The organism is Bacillus cereus group sp. N21 (assembly GCF_016483395.1).
Taxonomy (GTDB): domain Bacteria; phylum Bacillota; class Bacilli; order Bacillales; family Bacillaceae_G; genus Bacillus_A; species Bacillus_A pseudomycoides.
The window spans coordinates 139347-158820 of sequence record NZ_JAEHBX010000003.1; the positions used below are offsets into that span (position 1 = coordinate 139347).

The window sequence follows — 19474 nt, forward strand, 5'->3', positions numbered from 1 at the left end:
TTAGTTTAAATAATTACTATGCTTTAGATGATGTCAAAGCATGGTTTTTGTATATAACTTAAAAATGTTTATGGAAGTAAAAAACTTACAAAGCACTCCTGAAGTTGTTATAAATAGAAACTTGAAAACCCTGAATTATGGCCTCTTTAATAAAGTCCATAATTCGGGGTTTTGATGTATTAAATATCCGTTTTATCAAAAGTAATCCCATATTTTTTGATTTTCTTATACAAATTAGCGCGCGACATTCCTAATTTTTTCGCCGTAATGCTTTTATTCCCATAAGTCTGTTGCAAAGTTTGAAGAATGCGTGTTTTCTCAAGACTTTCTCTTTCATCAGTGAGTGAGGGCATAGCTTGGTTAACAGGTGGTGAAAAAGATTTTGCTTGCGGCAGTAGCTTGAGAATGTCTGATTCGTATATTTCGTGGCCTTCGTGAAGGACAATCAACCTTTCTATAATATTACGTAACTCGCGGATGTTACCTGGCCAAGAATATTTATTTAATCGTTCGGTTGCCTTTTGATGAACGAAAGGAGTTGATTTGTTATATTTGAAAGAAAACTCTTTGAAGAAATGATGAGCTAAGTAGGAAATATCGTCCGTTCGTTCCCGAAGTGGAGGGATGCAGACAGTAAATACGTTGAGTCGATAAAATAAATCAGATCGGAAGGTTCCGTTTGATACCATATCTTCTAATATACGATTCGTTGCGGCGATAATTCTGACGTTAATTTTTTTCGGTGTTTGTCCTCCGATTCGATAAATCTCTTTTTCTTGTAACGCTCTAAGTAGTTTCACTTGCATATCAAGTGGGAGCTCTCCTACCTCATCTAGAAATAAAGTACCTCCGTCTGCTAATTCTATTTTTCCAGGTTTTCCTCCTTTAGCAGCTCCAGTATATGCGCCTGATTCATAACCGAATAATTCACTCTCAAACAAAGCGTTGGGAATGGCACCGCAATTAATCGGAATAAATGCTTTTTTACTTCTTAAACTCGCCTTGTGGATCGCTTGTGCAAAAAGCTCTTTTCCAACACCGCTTTCCCCAGTAATCAAAATCGTCGCATCTGTCTTCGCTACTTTTTTCATGTCATGAATGATGTGCTGGATTGCTAAGTTGTTTCCTTTTATATTGCTGAAGGGATCGTCTCTATTATTTTGAATCATTTGTTGTTTTAGTTGCTGCAATTCTTCAGATGTAGAGGATAACTTTTCATTCAATTTAATAGTCGTGGTAATATCTTTTTCTACGGACATAGAACCAATCAGTTCGTTGTTCTCATTATATATTGGAGTTGTGCTAATCAATACATGCTTATCTGGCCGCGGGAGGTGATAAATATCCCGAACAGGTTGCTGACTCTCAAGAACTTTTAAATTCATAATATCTTCTTTTGAGAAAAATTCCTGGACATTCCTTCCGATAATCTTTTCCTTCTTTATGGCATACATTTTTTCTGCTGCTTCATTCCAATAAAGCATTATCCCTTTCGTATTTACAATAGAAATCGCTTCTTCTACAGAAGAGAGAAGTGTATGCAATGTAGGAATCGCAAAGGTATCAGATTGTTTCATAACATATCCCCCAATGATTTTAAATCGTATACAAAAGTAGACACTCGTAGACAGATTTGTTGCTAAAAGGATACAACTTTTTCAAAACAATGTAAATAAAATTGATTGAATATTAATAATGTTAGGTTAATTTATGTTTGGCACGATACTTGCTAATAAAAAAGCAAGACACTTTTAAAATACAAACATGGAGGAGATAGGAATGAAGATTAGCAAAATATACACAACAATTGACGCACACGTAGCGGGGGAACCATTACGTATTATTACAGGCGGAGTGCCAGAGATAAAAGGAAAAACGCAATTAGAAAGAAGAGCTTATTGTATGGAGCACTTGGACCATCTTCGCGAAGTTTTGATGTATGAACCGAGAGGGCATCATGGGATGTATGGTTGTATCATTACGCCGCCGGCAAGTCCTCATGCTGATTTTGGGGTATTGTTTATGCATAATGAAGGCTGGAGTACAATGTGCGGTCATGGAATTGTCGCTGTCGTCACAGTAGGAATTGAAACGGGTATGTTCGAAGTGACAGGCGAAAAGCAAAAGTTCATTATTGATAGCCCTGCAGGAGAGGTTATTGCGTACGCAAAATATAGTGGAAATCAAGTAGAATCCGTATCATTTGAAAATGTTCCTTCTTTTGTTTACAAGAAAGATGTTTCTATAAAAATTGATAGCTATGAATTTCAAGTAGATATTGCTTTTGGAGGAGCATTTTATGCTGTTGTAGACAGTAAAGAACTTGGTTTGAAAGTGAATTTTAAAGATTTATCAGCTATTCAAACGTGGGGCGGAAAAATTAAACACTACATTGAAAGCCAAATGGATGTAAAACATCCTCTCGAAGAAGATTTAAAAGGAATATACGGCGTTATCTTTTCAGATGAACCAAATGAAAAAGATGCAACGTTACGAAATGTAACCATTTTTGCTGATGGGCAAGTAGATCGATCTCCGTGCGGCACAGGCACTTCCGCAAGACTTGCAACTCTTTTTGAAAAGGGTGCCTTGCAGAAGGGAGAAAGTTTCATCCATGAGTGTATCACTGACGGACAATTTGCCGGAGAAGTACTGTCAGTGACAAAAGTAGAGGAATACGAGGCGGTTATTCCAAAAGTTACTGGCCAGGCGTTTATTACAGGGTTTCATCAATTTTTATTGGACCCAAGGGATCCGCTGAAGCGAGGGTTTTTATTGGCTTAATGTTTGATGGAGAGGTTGCCTGTTGGGGTGGCCTCTTTTTTATTTGGGGTTGGGGGGCGGAATTTGTCGGCTGGTCGATATGTTGCGTCGAATCGCTGATATATTGGATAGAATGTTCGATATCATTTTATTTAGATGAATATAAATTGTAATCCAACAATTTAGCTTTGAAGGAAAAGTAGAGTGGCATATGGAACAAAATAAACATGGTGAAATATGCTATTATCTTCATATAAAAGTGCGCAAAAAAGATACCGTGGCAAGAGTGGAAGTGGTGTATCTGGTGGAGAGTTCATGATGGCTATATATTTTGTGTATTGTTTATAATGACTTTTATAAGCTATGAAAAAAAGAAGGTGTTTCAATATGTTGATAAACAAAATCGTATTAGATCTGATTGGGGAAATTAAAAAAACTGATCTTTGGAGAGTAATGCCTCCTGCTGAAAAGGAACGTTTAGAAGAAATTATAAAGTTTGTCGGTGGACAAGATATAGATAAAGTAAGAGAGGGAAAGCCTGTGAAACCCGCTATCTATCAATTTAAAGTTACATTAAAGGGAATTCGCCCACCGATTTGGAGAAGATTTCTGATCGATAATCAAATGACATTTGTAGAGTTACATGACATTATTCAAATTGTAATGGGATGGCAAAATTCTCATTTATATCGTTTTGACACTGGAGATGCGTATGTTGAAATCCAAGACGATTCATTTGATTTCTTCCCATCTTCTGTTGAAACATACGATGCACAAGAAACACAGGTAGGAGAATTAATAACAGAAGAAAAACAAAAATGTGTATATACATATGACTTCGGTGATGATTGGGATCACCAGCTAGTACTAGAGAAAATATTACCAATTGATGAGAAGATTACTGTTCCTACATGTCAAAAAGGAAAACGTGCATGTCCACCTGAAGATTGCGGAGGCGTTTATATGTATAACGAAATCCAAACCGCATTAAAAGGTGAAGATGAGCTAGACGAAGGAATGGAAGAATGGCTCGGAGAATTTGATCCAGAGGAATTTGATTTGGCGTTTGTTAATGGGGTTTTGGAGATGTATGCTGCTGGGGAAGTAATATATGGTGGAAATGATGAGGGAGAGTGAGGGTATGGCGCAAGCTGTCTCATTACAAGATTTGTGTAAGGAATTAGAGAAAGAAGAATTGATTGCATTAGTGAAGCATTTGGCAGATCAGTATATGGATATTGATATGGCTGTAATGGAATGGTATGCATTACAGAAGGGAACTGAAAAGAAAGCACCTGTATCAAATAAGCTACTTTGGGAATATTGGGACCGAGCAGAAGCAATTATTAGTGACTTTAACGATTACGGCGGTGGACCTGAACATCTTGAATATGATGTTTATGAATATTTGGAGAAAATGACGGGCGTATTATCTCAGTATTCGATTTCTACTGAAGAGAAAAAGTTACTCATTAATAGAGTGTTTACGCAATATGCAATCGGTAATTCTGGATTTGATGATGTGCTAATGGACAAAATCTATGAAATATGTGAGTCTGATTCGGATTGGAGACATATGGTTCAGTTACTTCAAAAACACCCTAGTGATTGGAATCGAACGCTTATTATGCGCATTTATAAAGATCAATTACAAGATGGAGAAGCGTATTTAGAGTTGCGCTTACAATCTTTAAAATATGGGATGGACTATTGGGATTTAGTAACATATTACCTGTCACAAAGTCAAATCGATCAAGCAGTTGAGGTAGCAGAAGCAGGAGTAGAGAACGGACAAGGTAGACAAACAGAATTATTCGCATTTCTATTAGATTACTATGCGGAGCAAGAGAAACTGAATCAATTGCAAGCTTTAATAGACCGTGCTTTCCAGAAGCAATCAGATATTGACCTAATACGTGATCGCGCATTTATATACTTTAAACAGAAGAATGATTATGAAGAGGGAAAAAACATTTTAATACGAGCATTTCGCACGGATTATCGCGATAAAAGCCATTATGAAGATTTTCATTTCATGAAAGAGCACCTCGCAGCTGAAGATTGGGCAGAAGTACAAGACGAGATGATAGGAATTGTTCAAAAAGAAAGTACAAAGGATTACTTGGAAATTTGTTATGACAGTGAAATGTATGAGGAGATATTAGAAGTCATTTTAGATACTAGAAGAATAGCGTTTGAATCTCCCTATACAAACTTTGATGACTTGGCAGATAAACTCATAGACAAGTACCCGAGGGAAATTATTGAATACTATTGGATCAAAGGCTGTCTTCTTATCCAAAACGGCAATCGCAAACGCTACAAGCAAGCTATAAAACACTTCGAAAAAGTAAAAGATATTTACGAAACGAAACTACAAGAACAAGACGTATGGAAAAAACGTCTAGAAGCACTAAAAATACAGCATAAAACGAAGCGAGCATTGTTAGATGAGTTGAGAGTAATTGAATGAATGAAGGAGCTATTTCAGTTTGAAATAGCTCTTTTTTGTGTTTAGAGTCGCGAATTTTGTCGTTTGGCCGATATATGGTGAGAAATGGTCGATATATTTGGAAAAGCGCTGATATATTTGAAGGAACGGTCGATATCGTTTTATTGATTATGATAGTTATGCGAATGTATGTTCTTTTTGAGACGTTTTGTAGTACAATTGAAGACAGATGATAGGGAAGAAAATCTTACTGCAAGAAAAATATATAATCTATTAAAATTGGAGTAGGCGTAGTCATAAATGATACGTCTACTCCGCAAACATAAATGATTACAGCCAGGTTTACCATAACTTCATATAGAACATGCCTCCATGTAGATTGAATCCCAATCATAAGTAAGGAACAGAAATATAATGTTTAAAATTCCAAAAAATGAAAGAGGATGATTGTAATGGGAGAAAAAGAAATCGATTTGCTTCTTTCTCATATGATTATGGATGTTATAGACGAGCATGTCGCTTTTAAATGGGAACCTATAAAAGAACCGTGTATCAATTCGTATACGGGAAGAGTAAGCTATGATTATTCTGGGGAAGTCAAGAAAATGACAAAAGAGGATCTAAAAGAGATTGAAAAGACATTGGGGGAAAATAATGTTTCCGTTAATTTTGATTCTAAATTGGACGAGCTGTTAGGTACAATTCATATTAATAGCTGGACTGCCACTTATACATCAAACTTCGGAAAACATTGGATCAGTTTTAGAGATTTAGTTGAGGAAAAGTATAATGAATGGAAGCATGCTAACTTTGAATTGTCTGATGAAGAAGGTGAGGAAATAAACGAAGAGTTAGCAGAAGAGCTAGATGATTTGTTTTTTTCCTTTTTACGGGATACTTCTCATGAAATTTATTTAGCTAAGCTGTTGAAAAAAATGGAATGATTATATGTTGAAAGCCCGGCAATAGCTCGTTGGTACCATTCATTATATACGACGGGTAGGTTTGTGTGCAGTTTTACAAGAATGAGTGTAACTAACTATTTTGTTGCTCGTGCTTCGTGCAGGGAGAATAGAAGTAAATCCGAATTTAGAACAAGGCCATCGTCATATGGCATTAAAGATGATTAAGTTAGTAGGTTTAGATAAAGAACCGTCGGATAATCCAAATGTTAATGCAGAGCAAAAGGATAGAAGATGGAGAGAAAGAAGAGATGCATGGCAAGTAGCAGAGAGAGCTCTAGATCGTTTGAAACGAAATGATTCTATAGCCTTTAGAGAACAAATAGTTGAAACGGCGATAGCGAGAGGGTATTTTTCTATTTGGATGAGTGTTTTTATAAATGATTTAGAGATGTTAAAACTACTCCTGAGAGGCTTTATAGGTACTGCTATTGAATGTTATGATGACAATGGTAACTATTTAAAAAGGGATCAAGGTGCGTTTTAAAATATATTGTAACTGTATGAAATAGGCCCCTTTTGCTTATATCTTTATCTAATAATAGCTCCAAAAACTTCATTGTTAAAGTAAATGATCAAAACTTATTAGTAAATAAAATTGGAAGCTATGAAGGTTCTATATTTCAAGTATTCAAAAACACAGGCACATACAGTTTTTGAGTACATACGGATGGAGATTGGAGCATTACAATAGAAATAGGAAACAAGTAGAAGGAGATTCCTTTAACTGTATTAGGGCCTCATATACGATGTTTTCATAAAACCAGACAGGCCATGATTATTTATTTCGTGGTCTGTTCTGTTTTATAATCCCTTTGTAGCATTATGATTTTTAGGATTTTTTAATTTTGGAAAATTTAAAGAGTGGATTCGTAGTTTTTTGGAAGATGAGTTATTATAGGTAGGGTTTAAAGTGTTTTGTGAAGTGAGAAGAGAGTACCTCTTAATGATAGAAAGATAAGTGGAATTCCAACTTTTCAGCCGAAAGTTGGAGTTTTTTTATTCAATATACTGATGTTTATTACTTCTACATTACTGCTGAAAAATGTAAATAATCAAGAAAGGTTTCTTACCTAAAAAATCCCTTGATAAACAAGGGATTTTTAAGCTGAATTATCGTTTTAAAATAGCTATTTATGACATTTAAGAGTGTCGTGAACCAGACTTGTGAGCAGCTAACGTATTTTCATCGGTCAGTTCGGCCTCGATGTGAGAGGTTTTCGATGACTCAGCCATACGCCAATAAGTGATGAAGCTTATGGCAATGCAGCCAGCTACGTAGAAGTAGAAGAGCGACTCGAGCCCAATACTTTTCAGCCATAATGCGATGAACTCCGCCGTTCCGCCGAACACTGCAACAGTGATTGCGTAAGGGAATCCTACGCCAAGGGCACGGATTTCAGTCGGGAAGAGCTCAGCTTTCACGATTGCATTGATGGAAGTATAACCGGTGACAATAATGAGACCTACCATCATAAGCAAGAAAGCAACGATAGGGTACTTCGTTTGCTCCATGATTAGAAACAGTGGCACTGTCAGCAAAGTTCCGAGGATGCCGAAACCAATCAATAGCGGACGCCGTCCAATCCGATCGGATAACATACCAGCGAGTGGTTGAAGTACGACGAATACCAATAGGGCGATAAAGTTAATCCAGCTAACGACTTCTTTAGGAAGACCTACAGTATTCACCATAAACTTTTGTAAATACGTCGTGTAAGTATAGAAGGCAACAGTTCCACCGAGTGTTAGCCCGACCACTGTTAATACTGCCTTAGGATGTTTCATCAGAGTCCGAATAGTTCCAGCGCTCTCGCGGCTTTCAGAACCCATTTTTGAGAACTGCTCCGATTCATCCATCGTACGACGCAGCCACAATACAGCTACTGCTCCCATTGCTCCGATGATGAAGGGAATACGCCAGCCCCAAGACTTCATATCCGGTTCGCTGAGTATTTGCTGGAGGACGATCTGAACACCTAGTGCTACCAGCTGTCCCGCAACGAGTGTTACATACTGGAAGCTCGAGTAGAAACCACGTCGGCCGCTGCTTGCCATCTCGGACAAGTATGTAGCCGAAGTTCCATATTCTCCACCTAATGACAACCCTTGAAGCAGACGTGCGAGAACTAGAATAATAGGGGCCATGATACCAATGGTGCTATAACCTGGGGTACAGGCAATGATTAACGAACCACCGGCCATGATGGTGATGGAAAGCGTCAGTGCAGCACGTCGGCCGTGGCGATCGGCATAACGCCCCATCAGTAGGCTTCCTAGCGGGCGCATTAAGAAGCCAACGGCAAAGATTGCTGCCGTGTTAAGCAGTTGACTGGTCGAATCTCCCTTAGGGAAGAACTCTGCTGAGAAATACACGGCGAAAGCAGAATAGACGTACCAGTCGTACCATTCAATCAGATTTCCAACTGAACCTTTGAAGATGTTTCCTGTTATGCGCCTTGTATTTGTGCGATTGGTGGATTGAGACATGATTAAAACCTCCCTATTTAATTGAAGTAATTTGAAAAATATCATTATGAACTAAGTATGAAGGCGTATAAATGTAAATAAATTATATCGTTTTGTTTGAAAAATCTCAATATAATGAAAAATAACTCTATTTTATAGTTGAGCAAATTGTTTGGAGGAAATCTGGAAGAGTTTGAGTTTTTTGTGTATGAAAATAAGGGGGAGCTGTAAGTGCTTTAATTGATAGGCGGATTGCTGTGATGGCAATGACTTTGTCAGAAGCGGAAAGACAATACAAAGTAGAAAAGAGAATGTTTGACTATATCTCCTCCTGAAAGGTTATTTAATCATGAGTTATAGCGTATCATTTTTCTTTTGTATATAGTTTGTTAAAATAGTAGTAATTGTAATTAATTGTAACTGCGGAGGTAAAAATGTTGGACCAACTCATAATTGAATTCGCTAAAGTAACCAATCAAGTTAATGACATACACACTAGTAAATCTTATTTGATTATAAAGACAGATGATGAAGGACTATACGTTGAAACAGAACTTTTACGTGAGAAGTACCAAGGAGGAGAAGAATCACATCCATATTTTATGGTAACTTTTGAAACTCTCCAGCAAGCTTGGCAAAAATTCATAAATATACGTACGGTAACGAGTGAAGATTTTGGACAAGTAAGTGAATACAGTGCTTTTTTGATTGCTTTCTTTTCACAACTTCCTTTTGTGAATGTAACTGACTCAAAATCTATTACACTTAAAGAATTTAGAACGGATGACTTACCCTGTGAGCAATATCATAAAGTAATCACTTTTTTAGAAGAGGTAATAGATAATACATATGATCCGAAAGATCTTAGTCACCAAATTGATGGGAATTTATATAGAGTGAAATCTCGTGGACGGCAAGATTTGAGATTATTGGGCTTTTTGGATGAAGCTCATGAGATTAATCGGGCTCTATTAAATGAATATATTGAATCAAAAAATAAGGATGCTTTTATTCGAAATTTGATTTTGAAACAGGAATATTTTCAAATTGTTCTATTTGTACTCGAACTTTTAAATAGTTATTCAAAGGCTGAAAAGAAAGCGGCTTTAGTGAATTTAGGAATGACGATCGTTCGAAATTCACGAGGAGATAATTTAATGGTTGAATCAGTAGCCAAGGAACGTACTCATAATTTGTTAATGTGGCTTGAGAAGGTAGGGTTAATTAACGAGAGGTGGGTTCCAGTTGAACAATATTTAAAAGAAAATGATGAAGAGGACGATAATATGAATAGTAACTTACGTGAAAAATTTTTAACTGTTATGTATGAGTATTTAGAGGCAAGAACGGAAAAATTTGCGGGTCATAAACTTGGTTCAGTCGTTCGAAATGAAATGACAACGGAGGTAACTCGTTTATCTTTTATCGATCATAATCAGTACATTGTTACGGGCTCAGTTGGACAAGGGAATTGGGCCGCCGTGCCATGGCTTGCTATCATGAATAAAGACATTACGACATCGACGCAGAGAGGGTATTATATCGTTTATTTATTTAGTGAAGATATGAAGCAATTATATTTAACAATGGCACAAGGAGTAACGGAAACTTCTAAAGAGGAAATGGAAAAGATTAAGTCTGAGATCCGTCAACATATACAAATGTCTAAAAAAAGATGATGATATTTTCCTTGGTACAAGTCCAAAAGCGAAGGGATATGCCAACTCTACAGCTGCATACATTCCATATGATGTTGAACAAATGCCAAGTGAAGCAGAATTAGTGGAAGATTTAAAAGAAATGCTTCGCTATTATGAGGGATACATTGCCTTTAGAGAGAAAGGAACTAATCGTGCAGTGATTCACGAGGAGAAAAAAGAAATGGATTTGAATGGGAAGGAAATTGTAGATCATGTATCTTCCTATATGAAAAGCAAAGGTTTCTATTACGATAAGCAAGATATTATTAACTTTTTCCTTTCTTTAAAAACGAAGCCCTTTGTTATTTTGTCTGGTATTTCAGGTACGGGGAAAACAAAAATTGTTCAGTGGTTCGCTGAAAGTTTAGGGGCAACTGAAGAAAATGGACAGTTCACGCTTATTCCTGTGCGACCTGATTGGAGCGATAGCTCTGATTTACTTGGCTACGTGAATATTCAAGGTGAATTTCAGGAAAGACCGTTAATTCAAGTTCTTGAAAAAGCTGCAGGGAATCCGGACAAACCTTATTTTGTCGTGCTCGATGAGATGAATCTAGCACGTGTAGAGTACTATTTCAGTGATTTTCTAAGTGTCATTGAAAGCCGAAAATGGGAAGGAAGAGAGATTGTTACATCGGCTGTTCTTCCAGAATCGATTGTTGGGAAACGAATTACGATTCCATCAAATGTGTACGTCATTGGAACTGTCAACATGGATGAAACAACAAATCCGTTAAGTAAAAAAGTATTGGATCGTGCGAATACAATTGAATTTAATCAAGTAAAATTAGATTCCTTTGAGTTTTTAATGGATGTAGAAGAAGTACAGGGAAAATGTGTTTCTAATCATTCCTTGACAGCCACGTTTCTTCATTTAAAAGAATGCTTTCAGCTCAATAAAGATCTTGTGAAGGAAGTATCTCATATTTTAATCGAAGTTAATAAAATTCTTGAACCGATCGGAGCACAAGTCGGGTATCGGATACGTGACGAAATTTGTTTTTATATGGCTTACAATGAAAAAAGTGAACTATTATCGTTTGACGAGGCGTTAGACTATCAAATATATCAAAAAATCTTACCGCGTATTGCAGGGAGCGATGGGAGAACAGAAGAGGCATTAAAGAAATTATATACGCTATGTACAAATCAAGAGTTTGATAATGAAGATATGATGTCTTATGCGAAGTATCCTCGTTCTGCTAAGAAGTTGTCTCATATGTTAAGGAGGTTCGAGTATGATGGTTTCACCTCTTTCTGGATCTAATCGTGATATAGAGCTAGTTAAGATTGAAACAGCGGATTTGTCATTGACTATCAAAGGGAATCCCTATCATGAAAAATACGAGAGCTTAAAAAAACATCAATCCATTGCCTCAGATGAGATGATGCATTTTCATGTGTCTGGAACAAGTGATTCTATCATGGTATATGATGCTCAGTTACAAAAGCTTAGCGAATTAACCGAGCACCCCCCTATCTTTTTCGAGAATAGGAGTTATCAGCTCGTTGTCGTTCCTAAAAATGATCAAGAATTGTCTTTTTACCATGAGCATCCATCTCTTCGAAAGGCAATCAGCTCTACTCAAATGGGTTCATTGAAAGTATTAATGGGAAATCTCTCATTTCCCAATGAAGTAGGCTATACAACATTTGAAATTCGAGATGATAAAAAGTCTCTACTAACAGTCACACTAGAAATTTTTCCATCAAAGCTCGATTACAAAGATGACTATCGAGCTTTATTGGAAGAAGTGAACGATGAAATTTATAATCTAGCATTTCATTTATTAAAAAGAACTTATTTGGGGGCATCAACAATCTATGCTACAAATCCATCTAAAAGTGAATTTTATCATATTTTAAATGACTCTTTTCATAGATTTATGAAGGCAATTTCTCATATTAAAAGACAACCGCATCATGCGCTTACTACACGTCATCAGCTTGTACAAGCTGATGACGTGTAGTAAGCGCATGATGCGGTTGGGATGAATTACTTACGAAAAAGACCTCACTTGTTTCAAGAAGTAGGAAGAAACATGCTTCCATCGAAAGGAATTACAGCTTATAAGGAAGTATCCTACGATACATTGGAAAATCGGTTTGTTAAGTGGATGGTTCAGAGGGTGATACATAAAATCGAGGATTTACTTAAATCTTTGGAAAAGGATTCTGGATTTAAGAGTTTGCCAATTGACGATGATTTGATTCAAAACGTAAGAAAAATGAAATCTCGAATGAAAAACGAGTTGAATGATCCGTTTTGGAATGGGATCGGGAAATTGGATCGTTCTGTCTTTTCTCTAGTCATTCAAATGGCTGCTGGTTATAGGGATGCGTATCAAATCTTTCTAATGTTATCGAGAGGTCTCACGCTAAGAGGGCAGATCTTTAAAATGTCTGTAAAGGACGTCGCAAGGTTATATGAATATTGGACGTATTTAAAGCTTGGACAAATTTTATCTAAAAAATATGAAACAGTGAATCAAGATATTATTAAGGTTCGGCAAGATGGATTATATGTGACACTTGATGAAAGTAAAACTGCAAAAAGAACATTTAGGCACCCTGAAACAGATGAAGTGATTGAGCTTTATTTTCAAAAAAGAAATAAAGCATTACCAACTGTCACTCAAAAGCCGGATACGATGCTTGCTATTGAGAAGAAAGGGAAAAACTATCAATACCAATATATTTTTGATGCTAAATATCGAATCGACTTTGCCAAAAATGGTTCCCATTATAAAAGACAGTATGGGACACCGGGTCCAATGGAAGAAGATATTAACACGATGCACCGATATCGAGATGCATTAGTAGTAGATCAAGGTGGACCGTTTGAGAGAACAGCCTATGGAGCTTATGTATTATTCCCGTGGAATCAAGAGGAAGAATATGAGCATCATCCTTTCTATAAAAGCATTGAAAAAGTAAATATTGGCGGTTTTCCATTTTTACCAAACGCGACAAGACTAGTAGAACAATTTCTTGATCATCTCATTGAAAAAAGTCCAGAAGAGATTATAAGAGAAGGAATCCTTCCAAGAGGAACAAAAGAAGAATGGGAATCCTCTTTAGATGAAAAGGTATTAGTCGGTAATGTGAAAACAGAAAAGGATTATGAAACATATATGAAAGAAGGTTTCTATCAAATTCCTGTTTCACAATTAAAACCAGGCTGGCAAGAAATAAAATACATAGCCTTATATGCACCGAAAAAGTGGTATGGAGAAAACGGTGGGATTCAACATGTCGCAAGGATTAAAGATATCCATATAAACAGAGAGAATGTACTACCTGGCGATGAAACAAATGATTGTGTTTATTTCGAACTAGAGCCATGGAAAAAGTTAGGTCATCACATTTGTCCGGTAGGATATGGAATTCAAACATATATGTTAACGAGCATGTCATTATTAAAGGAAGTACAAGAGCTTCCTGAATTATTTATGAAATCGAAAGAAGAGCGAGCTCTTTGGAAAACGCTGCGCCGATTTACGAAACAGGTGAAGGTCGAGCTTGATCATTCTGATTTGGACAAGGCATCTTCCATTAAGGGTTATTATGTTCAAGATGTTCAAATTAAAATTGATTATGAGCAGGGGAATGTGATGGTTGGAAAAGGGGGAGAGTTTAAAGAGCTGGCTTTGGATGTGGTTGTTAGGAATTCTTCGATGTTGTTTAAGAGTGTTTTGGGGCAGTTAAGTAGAGATTAAGGTGTATTGAAAATAATAAATATAACAGGGACAACAATTTGTATATCGTAGGTGAGAATTGTATCATGGACAAGAGATCTAATCTATTTTCATATGCGACTAGTGAGTCATCTCAAGATGCTTTTATTTGTTGGCTAGCAGAGTAGGCAGATCCAGAGTATAAAGAAGCAAACCCAGATTTACATAAAGCGGGTACCGATTTTATTAGAAAGATATATGATTTACATAAAAAGAATTTCCCAGTATCTATTTCTGTCTTATAGATCCGTTTCGAAAAATACGCTTTCCTCACCTGTTCTCACCTCATTTTGTTTGATAAGATCATTATACAACAAAACAAACGTATGTTCTATTAAAAAGGACATTTTCTTTAAAAAAGACAAAACCGAGAAGACCCCCACCTTCACTTCGTTTAGAGGAGGGGGTCTTCTCGGTTAAAATGATAAAGTCGGTACTTTTACTTGTTACAACAATGCTCTTCTTCGCATCCATTGCGTCGCAACCCATTTTTCACCTTTGATAACAGGTGCACCGCCATGTAAAGTAAGTTTGTTTATTGATTCATCCTGATAAAAATACTCGAAATATACCGCCATTCCTTTTTTCGGAGATACGGAAAGGTTGAGTTTTGGAAAGAAGGTCTCTCCACCTTCTTCTACATGATTTAAATACATCACAAGTGTACTCATACGATTGTTACTTGCTGCCGCACTATTTTCTACAAAAAAATCATAATGAGCTTGATATTCTTGGCCAACTGTATACTTTAAAATCTGCAGCCCTTCTCCATGTGGGGCAGGAACATTCATGATCGAAGCGATTCGTCTTTCGATTCTAGTAGTAATCTCGCTTTCTTCTAAAAATGCACCACTGCTCGTCCGAATGTCATTTGTTTTGCGCGAAACACCAATTTTAGAACGTTTCATTTTATTTTTAGACATTTCAATTAACGTTTCACACTCTTCATCACTTAATACATTTGCTAAAACGACAATAAGAGGCTCTTCTAGTCTTGAAATAATTTGTATTTCTCTGTCTTCTGTCACAATGGTGTTCCCTGTGTGGTTAAAAATCGTTAGTTCTGTATTTTCAACTGTTTCATTTTTCGTTGACATTTACCCCATCTCCCTAAAAAAATGATTAGATAGCATTAATATATCACATTTTTCTTACTATTCATTCTTTACAAAAAAATAGAGTGATGATTGAAAAAGAGGACATGTAGTTACCTATTCAAATTAACTATTCCCACACCAAAATTTTGTTAAGTTAACACAATTTAAAGATTCATGCTCTATGCTACATTCAATGATACACTGTACTTCTTGTTCATAAGTACGGAAGTCGGCCATGTACAGATTAAAAGAACCCCTCCCAAGCCCCTTACAACCCCCTACCAACAAATAAATCACTAAAAAGAAACAAAATAAAAAACAAAAAACTACTACAAGCACGCATTCAAAAAACAGTAGTCGTAGTAATCGTAAAAAATATAAAATAACCCCGCCAAACTTCCTCCCTTATCCCTATATACATTATGGAACCACCGATTACATATGTTTCATTAAGGGATAGGAGGAATACACATGGCAGTATACCGTAATGTGCAGGTGAATTTTTGGCAGGATGATTTTGTACTCGATTTAACACCGGAGGAGAGGTACTTTTACATATATTTGCTGACTTGTTCGAAGACGACGCAATGCGGGATTTATCCGTTGCCGAAGCGTTTGGCGGAGATGGAGACAGGTTATAACCGGGAGACTGTTGAGAAGTTGCTGCAGCGCTTTGTTGAGTATGGAAAGATATTGTATGATGCGGAAACGAAGGAGTTATGTATTTTAAATTGGCTGCGCTATAACCCGGTTACGAATACGAATATGGAGAAGTGTGTGTTACGTGAGCTGAAGAGCGTGAAAAGTAAAGCGTTTGTACATATGTTTTTGCAAAAATGTTTGGAGGAAGAGATGAATATTCTGCTACTTTTAGAGCATTTTGGTATGCCGGGTGAGTTGTCTGAGATTATTCCGCAAGCATCTATTGAAAGCTATGAAGAGGATGAGGAAGTAGAAGAGACGGAGCCAGGTGGTGGTGTGTTCATGTTTTATGAACAAAACTTTGGTAGTTTGTCGTCGTATGCAGCGGAGGAATTAAGTGAATGGATGGCAGATTTATCGGAGGAGCTTGTCTTAAAAGCGCTCCAGATCGCTTTTGAAAATAATAAGCGGACGCTTGCTTATGTGAAGGGGATTTTACGGGATTGGCACGGTAAGGGATATACGAAGGTTATTGAAGTAGAGGAAGCGGCAGCGAAGTTTCGGAAGAAGGAGCCGACTGCTATGCATGAGACTGAGAAATTTCTAGAGGAGTATGAAGAGTGGGAGAAAAACGTGCCGTCTGAAGAAGAGTTGCGGAAGTTCCTCAAGGAAGAGGGAAGTCGGCCATGAGCATTCAGAATGTTGAGGCTGAACAGACGGTGTTAGGGTCTTTGCTGCTTGATGGTGAACTGATTAAGGAGTGTAGGCTGACCGAGCAACACTTTTCTACGGCTGTGCATCAAGCTATCTTTAAGTTGATTCGGAAAATAGAGGAGGAAGGACAGCCGCTGGATCTTGTTGCGCTTGTTTCAAAAATGGAACCTGCTTTTTTGGCGCAAATTGGTGGTATGGAATACCTTGTAAATATAATTGAGAGTGTGCCTACTACTGCTAATTTCTCCTATTATGAGGGGCTTGTTCGGAATGCCTGGAAAATGAATCAGGCGGGAAGTATGGCGCACAGCATGTGTGAACGGCTTCTTGCGGAGAAGGATGAGAAAGTAATCGGTGAGACGATTACAAGACTTTGTGAACTGGAAGAGGTGGATTGCACACTTGATTTTGATTTGAAGGATACGTTAGTCGATCTTTATGAAGAGCTTCATCAAGATACAGAAGAACTTACTGGTATTGAGACAGGTTTTTCAGCTTTAAATAAGATGACGTGTGGTCTGCAGGAAGGGGATTTTGTTGTGATTGGGGCACGGCCTTCGATGGGAAAGACGGCATTTGCCTTAAACATTGCGCTTCATGCGGCAAAATCGGGTACGGCAGTTGGGTTGTTTTCTCTGGAGATGAGCAACAAGCAACTATTGAAACGAATGGTTTCTTGCTTGGGTGAAGTATCTGGGAAAAGGCTGAAAAACCCGAAGCATCGTTTTACGATAGAGGACTGGGGGAAAACGAGCCGGGCATTTGCAGAAATTGGGGATCTGCCGCTAGAGATTTATGATAAGGCAGGCGTTACAACGCAGGAGATTTGGGTGCAAGTGCGGAAGCTGAAACGGAAGTATGCAGATAAAAAATTGCTTGTGATTATTGATTACTTGCAGCTCATTACAGGAGATTCGAAATATCGGGGAAATAGGTTTCAAGAAATGAGTGAAATTCCCCGTAAGCTGAAGTTACTAGCACGCGATTTAAATGTGTGCGTCGTAGCGCTGTCGCAATTGTCTCGTGGGGTGGAGTCGCGTCAAGATAAGCGTCCGCTTTTGTCTGATTTAAGGGAGACAGGGCAAATTGAGCAGGATGCGGATGTCATTATGCTTATGTATCGGGAGGATTATTATGAAAAGGAGACGGAGCATAAAGATATAACAGAAATTCAGATAGCGAAGCATCGGAATGGTCCTGTTGGGATGATGAGGTTACGGTTTTTGAAGGAGTTTGGGAGGTTTTTGGAGGATGGTTAAAAATAGTCTGGTGAGTTCCACACCTAAAATAATCTTGATTCTTTTTTCAAACAGTTTAGATAAGATTAAGAGGTTGCTAATTAAAATTTCTTCAAGCATTAGGTAATGTAATCGAATTGAGGTCTATATTAGGAATACAAAAAAGACACTTCATCGAGTGTCTTTTTATTGAAATGATATCTTTTATCCCGCATTAACTGCCCGTAAAAGCCTGATTGGTCGGGCTGATTAAAGTTTCACTTTATCTAGCATATATGGTGAACTAGTTGGTCCACCATGCTCAGATTATTGCATTTACAAGAGAAAGTGATCGGTTGAGCCATATGTTTTCTGCTGATACTTCGGACGTAAATCTTTAAGGAAAAGAAAATGGTAAGCCTATACACCTTTTGCTTGCAAAAAACATCTATCTGCAAGAAAATAAAAGAGGTAATATAAATAATGGTTTAAAACCCAATTATTCTCTTTTTGGTAAAATATCCCTTATAAATAAAGTTTAAAAGCTACTTTATAAAAAGGTGGATTTTTATACTTCCTGCTTAGGTGAGATCATATCAGTTCATAAAGAATGTATGGTGGTCTTTTTATCTTTTAATCTCGCTTCATGACAGTGTTAATACTTGAAGCTATTGAAGACAACAATAGAGTATTCATATATAACGGACCGAAGAAAGGAAGCTAAATATGGGGATGAGTACGATGAAAAAAATGATTGGTTTAATCGTAGGTATAGTGCTAATTATTTTTCTTTTTTACTATCAGAATCATTCTAATTCAGATCGAAAAGAGAAGATATATGTTGAGGATTTTAAAGGGACAAATGATTCTGATAAAATTCAATCAGCTATTAATAAAGCAAAGGATACTAAAATAAAGACTGTTTTGCTTGATGACAAAAAGTACAAGATTACTTCACCTATCGTTGTGAAGCAAGGTGTTAAGTTGTTATTCGGGTATGGAACCCAGTTTATTGTTGACGGTGACTTCAGGGTGATTGAACTTGAGAAGAATGCTTCAATTGAAGGGGCCTATATTGCCATTGATGATGCGAATTTTAACTCGGAAGTGATCTATTTAGATGGTAAACATAAATATTATAACACTTGGAACAAAACACATATAAAGGATATAAATATCATCAATTGGTCTGAAACGAACAAGGGGACAGGGATATCGTTATACGCTGGTGGAAGAGAACATGAGATTTCTTTTGTTAACTTCGAAAACGTTAAGGTAGTAGGAATGAAGAATGGAGTAAAGTTAAAAGTGGATAAACCGAATTCTGGATATGCTTGGATAAATGCTAATCGGTTTCTGAATTTTTCTTTAGAGGATTGTGTAAACATGATTTACATGGATAGTCATTCAACGATACCGAATGAGGCTAGTGGGAATCAATTTACCAATTTACAGATACAACCTTCAAGTAAAACAAAAAGTGTTTTGAAGGTGAGCGGGCAACATAATGAGTTTCATGGGATGCTGTGGGATTTGAACCAAATCAATCATGGAAACACGATTGTTGAGCTTACGGATAAGAGTATGGATACGACCATTGATATTTCTTCTGTGCCTACGAGCAGAATCTCTGATAGGGGACAAGCAAATAAAGTGAAACAGTAACTGTAAGTTCTCTCAATCGGACATTGCTTTTTTAGGAGGAGCCCCCTAGATTCATG

General features: G+C 37.1%; 12 protein-coding genes and 3 pseudogenes. 12 read left to right on the plus strand and 3 right to left on the minus strand.

Translation table 11 applies throughout. The annotated features are described in order from the left end of the window. Window positions 1-179 precede the first annotated feature (179 nt). A complete protein-coding gene (locus JDS96_RS02780; protein ID WP_199665923.1) occupies window positions 180-1577 on the minus strand; it encodes a sigma-54 interaction domain-containing protein in 1398 nt (465 codons plus the stop codon). A gap of 202 nt (window positions 1578-1779) precedes the next feature. On the opposite strand from JDS96_RS02780, the gene JDS96_RS02785 reads away from it, so the two are divergent. The 5 genes from JDS96_RS02785 to JDS96_RS02805 all read left to right on the plus strand — a co-directional run bounded on the left by JDS96_RS02785 (window position 1780) and on the right by JDS96_RS02805 (window position 6664). Next, complete coding sequence (locus JDS96_RS02785) at window positions 1780-2784, plus strand: proline racemase family protein (RefSeq protein WP_199665925.1); 1005 nt, start codon at window positions 1780-1782, stop codon at window positions 2782-2784. Window positions 2785-3150: 366 nt separating this feature from the next. Further along, the gene (locus JDS96_RS02790) at window positions 3151-3900 is read left to right on the plus strand and encodes a plasmid pRiA4b ORF-3 family protein (RefSeq protein WP_033796871.1); all 750 of its coding nucleotides are present in this window, start codon (window positions 3151-3153) and stop codon (window positions 3898-3900) included. A gap of 4 nt (window positions 3901-3904) precedes the next feature. Beyond that, window positions 3905-5236 (plus strand): hypothetical protein, encoded by a 1332-nt coding sequence (locus tag JDS96_RS02795; RefSeq protein ID WP_199665926.1) that lies wholly within the window; start codon window positions 3905-3907, stop codon window positions 5234-5236. 431 nt (window positions 5237-5667) lie between these two features. Continuing rightward, entirely contained in the window at window positions 5668-6159 is a 492-nt protein-coding gene (locus JDS96_RS02800) for a hypothetical protein (RefSeq protein WP_199665928.1), read from the plus strand. Between the two features lie 109 nt (window positions 6160-6268). Then, window positions 6269-6664, plus strand: coding sequence for a hypothetical protein (locus JDS96_RS02805; protein WP_199665990.1), 396 nt, complete (start codon window positions 6269-6271; stop codon window positions 6662-6664). Window positions 6665-7320: 656 nt separating this feature from the next. Here JDS96_RS02805 and JDS96_RS02810 read toward each other — a convergent pair. Beyond that, window positions 7321-8667, minus strand: a complete 1347-nt coding sequence (locus tag JDS96_RS02810) for an MFS transporter (RefSeq protein WP_033796874.1) — start codon at window positions 8665-8667, stop codon at window positions 7321-7323. A 413-nt stretch (window positions 8668-9080) separates the two neighbouring features. On the opposite strand from JDS96_RS02810, the pseudogene JDS96_RS33200 reads away from it, so the two are divergent. The 4 genes and pseudogenes from JDS96_RS33200 to JDS96_RS31855 all read left to right on the plus strand — a co-directional run. Beyond that, a pseudogene (locus JDS96_RS33200) lies at window positions 9081-11613 on the plus strand (MrcB family domain-containing protein). A 322-nt stretch (window positions 11614-11935) separates the two neighbouring features. Beyond that, window positions 11936-12688, plus strand: a pseudogene (locus JDS96_RS33205) (DUF2357 domain-containing protein); the annotation flags it as partial. A 57-nt stretch (window positions 12689-12745) separates the two neighbouring features. After that, complete coding sequence (locus JDS96_RS33210) at window positions 12746-14065, plus strand: nuclease domain-containing protein (protein ID WP_374220970.1); 1320 nt, start codon at window positions 12746-12748, stop codon at window positions 14063-14065. A 65-nt stretch (window positions 14066-14130) separates the two neighbouring features. Then, a pseudogene (locus JDS96_RS31855) lies at window positions 14131-14316 on the plus strand (PD-(D/E)XK nuclease family protein); the annotation flags it as partial. 213 nt (window positions 14317-14529) lie between these two features. Here JDS96_RS31855 and JDS96_RS02825 read toward each other — a convergent pair. Then, entirely contained in the window at window positions 14530-15180 is a 651-nt protein-coding gene (locus JDS96_RS02825) for a 2OG-Fe(II) oxygenase (RefSeq protein WP_018767102.1), read from the minus strand. A gap of 471 nt (window positions 15181-15651) precedes the next feature. Here JDS96_RS02825 and JDS96_RS02830 point away from each other — a divergent pair, with 471 nt between their 5' ends. From JDS96_RS02830 to JDS96_RS02840, 3 genes are all read left to right on the plus strand, one after another. Then, window positions 15652-16512 (plus strand): DnaD domain-containing protein, encoded by an 861-nt coding sequence (locus JDS96_RS02830; RefSeq protein ID WP_199665930.1) that lies wholly within the window; start codon window positions 15652-15654, stop codon window positions 16510-16512. Further along, window positions 16509-17795, plus strand: a complete 1287-nt coding sequence (dnaB, locus tag JDS96_RS02835) for a replicative DNA helicase (protein WP_199665932.1) — start codon at window positions 16509-16511, stop codon at window positions 17793-17795. The genes JDS96_RS02830 and dnaB overlap by 4 nt, the downstream gene beginning before the upstream one ends. Window positions 17796-18479: 684 nt before the next feature. After that, the gene (locus tag JDS96_RS02840; protein ID WP_199665934.1) at window positions 18480-19418 is read left to right on the plus strand and encodes a hypothetical protein; all 939 of its coding nucleotides are present in this window, start codon (window positions 18480-18482) and stop codon (window positions 19416-19418) included. Window positions 19419-19474: the final 56 nt, after the last annotated feature.

Excerpts from the sequence above, each read along its gene's own strand:
- JDS96_RS02780 (WP_199665923.1), bottom strand. The coding sequence starts at position 1,577 with ATGAAACAATCTGATACCTTTGCGATTCCTACATTGCATACACTTCTC.
- JDS96_RS02785 (WP_199665925.1), top strand. The coding sequence starts at position 1,780 with ATGAAGATTAGCAAAATATACACAACAATTGACGCACACGTAGCGGGG.
- JDS96_RS02790 (WP_033796871.1), top strand. The coding sequence starts at position 3,151 with ATGTTGATAAACAAAATCGTATTAGATCTGATTGGGGAAATTAAAAAA.
- JDS96_RS02795 (WP_199665926.1), top strand. The coding sequence starts at position 3,905 with ATGGCGCAAGCTGTCTCATTACAAGATTTGTGTAAGGAATTAGAGAAA.
- JDS96_RS02800 (WP_199665928.1), top strand. The coding sequence starts at position 5,668 with ATGGGAGAAAAAGAAATCGATTTGCTTCTTTCTCATATGATTATGGAT.
- JDS96_RS02810 (WP_033796874.1), bottom strand. The coding sequence starts at position 8,667 with ATGTCTCAATCCACCAATCGCACAAATACAAGGCGCATAACAGGAAAC.
- JDS96_RS33210 (WP_374220970.1), top strand. The coding sequence starts at position 12,746 with ATGTCTGTAAAGGACGTCGCAAGGTTATATGAATATTGGACGTATTTA.
- JDS96_RS02825 (WP_018767102.1), bottom strand. The coding sequence starts at position 15,180 with ATGTCAACGAAAAATGAAACAGTTGAAAATACAGAACTAACGATTTTT.
- JDS96_RS02830 (WP_199665930.1), top strand. The coding sequence starts at position 15,652 with ATGGCAGTATACCGTAATGTGCAGGTGAATTTTTGGCAGGATGATTTT.
- dnaB (WP_199665932.1), top strand. The coding sequence starts at position 16,509 with ATGAGCATTCAGAATGTTGAGGCTGAACAGACGGTGTTAGGGTCTTTG.
- JDS96_RS02840 (WP_199665934.1), top strand. The coding sequence starts at position 18,480 with ATGGGGATGAGTACGATGAAAAAAATGATTGGTTTAATCGTAGGTATA.